The organism is Neisseria sp. P0021.S007, assembly GCF_051956855.1.
In genome coordinates this window covers 1-494 of record NZ_JBQCXA010001354.1, presented here as the reverse complement: position 1 = coordinate 494, position 494 = coordinate 1, and the positions used below count along the sequence as shown (strand labels likewise).

Below are 494 nucleotides of genomic sequence, written 5' to 3'. Positions count from 1 at the left end.
ATCCTGTTCAGCCACCTTTCCAGCAGCCTGCTCAAAATGCTTTATCAGCAAACACGCAGCGGCATTATCTATATCCATCAAACCGAAGACCCGCGCCCGACGCTGATTGCCCAGCACAGTGCTATTTTTGAAGCCATTGTCCAGGCCAAACCAGCCGAGGCGGCGGAAGCGGCAAAACTGCATTTGAATTATGTCGCCCGCCGCATTTTGCAGGACAGGGAATATCAAAGCCACAGCGAGCATGCGGACGTATTGGCGCAAAATGATTTGAAACGGGTAGATTGGTAGCGTTTAAAAATAATCAGGCCGTCTGAATTTTTTCAGACGGCCTGATTTTGCAAATAAGGCTTTTTAGTGCCACAATCTTCCCCATTCTGTCTAAAAACAAAGGAAGCACCATGTACCGTCATGTCGAGTATTATCCGGGCGACCCGATTTTGAGTTTGGTTGAAACCTTCAAACGCGACGAGCGTTCTGAAAAAGTCAATTTGAGC

1 pseudogene is annotated in these 494 nt (G+C 47.8%); it reads left to right on the top strand.

The features are described from left to right. Positions 1–288 (top strand): annotated as a pseudogene (locus ACTHUR_RS19130) (FadR/GntR family transcriptional regulator); the annotation flags it as partial. Positions 289–494 lie beyond the last annotated feature (206 nt).